The organism is Dokdonella sp. (genome assembly GCF_036518555.1).
Taxonomy (GTDB): Bacteria; Pseudomonadota; Gammaproteobacteria; order Xanthomonadales; family Rhodanobacteraceae; genus Dokdonella_A.
In genome coordinates, this window is sequence record NZ_DATDMY010000018.1 from 1 (window position 1) to 2,868 (window position 2,868).

Sequence of the window (2,868 nt, forward strand, 5' to 3'; positions counted from 1 at the left end):
GACCGCGGCGCCGGCGCAGCCCTGAGCGGCGCCGCGAGGGTCAGGGCGCGCGAGCGATGCGCCCGAAGCGGCCGCCGTTGAAGTCGTCGATCGCCTGCCGGATCTCATCGGCCGTGTTCATCACGAACGGACCGTAGCCGACGATCGGCTCGTCGATCGGTTCGCCCGCGAGCACCAGCACGGTCGCATCGGCGTTCGCCTCGACCTCGATCATCGACCCGGCGCGATCGAACACGACCAGCTGCGCCTCGCGCGCGACTTCGCTGCCGTTGACGAGCACGGTGCCGCGCAGCACGACGAGCGCGGTCGTGTGGCCGTCGCGCAGGTCGAACGTCGCGCGACGACCCGCGGCGAGGCGCACGTCCCAGACCTCGATCGGCGTGAACGTGCGCGCGGGCCCGCGCTGCCCCGCGTACTCGCCTGCGATCACGCGCAGCGATCCGGCGTCGCCGGGCAGCGCGACGCGCGGGATGTCGGCGTCGAGCAAGGTCTGGTAGCCCGGCGCGGACATCTTGTCCTTCGCCGGCAGGTTCACCCACAGCTGCACCATCTCGAGCCGGCCGCCGCGGCGCGTGAACGCCTCGGAATGGAATTCCTCGTGCAGGATGCCCGACGCGGCGGTCATCCACTGCACGTCGCCGGGACCGATGCGGCCGCCCGCGCCGGTCGAGTCGCGGTGCGCGACTTCGCCTTCGTAGACGATCGTGACCGTCTCGAAGCCGCGATGCGGATGCTCGCCGACGCCGCGCGGGCGCGCGGCCGGCTCGAAGTCCATCGGCCCCGCGTAGTCGAGCAGCAGGAACGGGCTCAGCGCCCGGCCATGGCTGTCGTACGAAAACATCGAACGCGCCGGAAACCCGTCGCCGACCCAGTGCGGCCGCGGCGCGGCCTGCACGGCAAGAACCTTCTTCATCGCGATCTCCACGGCCGGCCCGATCGGGCCGGCTTCTCCGACCGCCAACATAAGGCCGCGCGACGCGCCGCAGTAGTGCCGCGGCCGCGACGCGCCGTTGCCGTGGGGAAACGACGCGCGTGCGGCCGCGCGCGGCGGTCAGCGCGACCCGTCGCCGTCGAGCGGTTCGTAGTGGAACACCTTGGTGAGGATCTGCCAGCGGCCGTCGAGCCGGACCAGGGTCAGGAAGTCGACGAACGCCTTCGGCGCGATCGTGCATTCGACGCGCGCGAACGCGGTGACCGGGCCGGCGAACTCGATCGACACGATGCGGTCGCGGCGCGGCTCGCCGCGGCTCGCGGGCGACGGCCGTGCAGCGACGATCGGCAGGTACTCGTCCATCGTGCGCAGCAGCAGTGCCCCGTCGGTCGCGCAGGCGTACTGCGCGGCGGGGTGGAACACGCGACGCAGGCGCGCGACGTCGCTGTGGTAGAGCCCGTCGAAATAGTCGTCGAGCGCGCGCTCGACCTCGTCGCGTGCGTCCATCAGCATGCCGCCCCGGCGCGTCGCGCGCGCAATGCGGCGACCGTCTCGCCGCCGACGCCCCAGTTCACCGTGTCGACTTCGTCGATGACGACGAACGTGAGCGCGGGATCCTTGCCGAGCACGTCGGCGACGAGCGCGGTCGCGCCGTGGACCAGCGCCGCCTTCTGTGCGACGGTCGCGCCGTCGCGCGTGATCTCGATGCGGATGATCGGCATGGCAGCGCGCCTCAGGCCGCGAGCAGGCCTTCGGCCTGCATGGCCGCGCGCACGGCGGGCCGCGCCGCGACGCGCGCGAGGAACGCCTGCAGGTGCGCGAGGTCGGCGAGGTCGAGCGCGACGTGCCGCGCCCAGCCCGCGACGACGAACAGGTACGCATCGGCGACGGTGAACACGCGCCCGGTGAGGAAATCGCGACCCGCGAGCTCGCCGTCGACCCATGCGAACTTGCGCCGCAGCGCCGCCGCGAGCGTCGCCTTCGCCGCCGCGTCGAGCTGCGGATTGAACAGCGCCGAGAACGTCTTGTGCAGCTCGGACGTGATGTAGTTCTGCCATTCCAGCACGCGGTAGCGCTCGAGGCCGGCCGCGGGGACCAGGCCGCCCGCGATGCGATCGCCGACGTACTGCGCGATCACCGGGCCCTCGGTGAGGCGTTGCCCGTCCGGGAGCTCGAGCACGGGCACCTGCCCTTTCGGGTTGATCGCGAGGAAATCGGCGCCGGACGCGGTCGTGCGGCCCTTGATGTCGACGCGCTCGAGCGCGAACGGCAGCTCCGCCTCGCGCAACGCGATGTGCGGCGCGAGCGAGCAGGCGCCCGGGGAGAAATAGAGCTTCAGCATGGGTCGTACTCCGTCGGATCGGGGACGGCGATGCTAGGCGTCCACGCGGCGGGCCTGAATATGGAATCATGCATTTCAGTCATTCCGCCAGGTCAACCATGAACCGCCCGTACGACGCGCCGATGCTCGGCGGCATCGACCTGTTCTGCCACTCGGCCGAAGCCGAAAGCTTCACGATCGCCGCCGCGCGCGTCGGCGTCACCCCGGCGGCGGTGAGCCGCGCGGTGGCGCGGCTCGAAGCGCGCCTCGGCGTGCGCCTGTTCGCGCGCACGACGCGGCAGATCCGCCTCACCGACGCCGGTCGCAGCTACTACGCGCAGTGCCGCGCCGCGCTCGATCGCCTGCGCGATGCGGAACGCGAGATCGGCGAGCAGCAACGCGTCGCGCGCGGCGTCGTGCGCATCAGCATGCCGACGCCGTTCGGGCACCATCGCGTGCTGCCGCTGTTGCCGCGCTTCCGCGAGCGCCATCCCGAGGTCGACGTCGAGGTCCATCTCGACAACCGCAACATCGATTTCACCGCGGACGGCTACGACCTCGCGGTGCGCGGACGCGCGCCGCCGGACTCGGGCCTCGTCGCGCGCACGCTCGTCGA

At 72.0% G+C, this 2,868-nt stretch carries 5 protein-coding genes; 1 reads left to right on the forward strand and 4 read right to left on the reverse strand.

Annotated elements, in window-relative coordinates:
* Positions 1 to 40: 40 nt before the first annotated feature.
* From VI238_RS00975 to gstA, 4 genes are all read right to left on the reverse strand, one after another.
* Positions 41 to 913, reverse strand: coding sequence for a pirin family protein (locus tag VI238_RS00975; RefSeq protein ID WP_331647494.1), 873 nt, complete (start codon positions 911 to 913; stop codon positions 41 to 43).
* 138 nt (positions 914 to 1,051) lie between these two features.
* Positions 1,052 to 1,438 carry a nuclear transport factor 2 family protein gene (locus tag VI238_RS00980; protein ID WP_331647496.1) on the reverse strand — a complete coding sequence of 129 codons (387 nt, stop codon included), beginning with the start codon at positions 1,436 to 1,438 and terminating at the stop codon, positions 1,052 to 1,054.
* Positions 1,438 to 1,653, reverse strand: coding sequence for a 4-oxalocrotonate tautomerase family protein (locus VI238_RS00985; RefSeq protein WP_331647498.1), 216 nt, complete (start codon positions 1,651 to 1,653; stop codon positions 1,438 to 1,440). Before VI238_RS00985 ends, VI238_RS00980 begins: the two co-directional genes overlap by 1 nt.
* A gap of 11 nt (positions 1,654 to 1,664) precedes the next feature.
* Positions 1,665 to 2,273, reverse strand: a complete 609-nt coding sequence (gene gstA / locus VI238_RS00990) for a glutathione transferase GstA (RefSeq protein WP_331647500.1) — start codon at positions 2,271 to 2,273, stop codon at positions 1,665 to 1,667.
* 98 nt (positions 2,274 to 2,371) lie between these two features.
* On the opposite strand from gstA, the gene VI238_RS00995 reads away from it, so the two are divergent.
* The coding region (locus VI238_RS00995; RefSeq protein WP_331647502.1) for a LysR family transcriptional regulator at positions 2,372 to 2,868 on the forward strand (497 nt) is incomplete at its 3' end.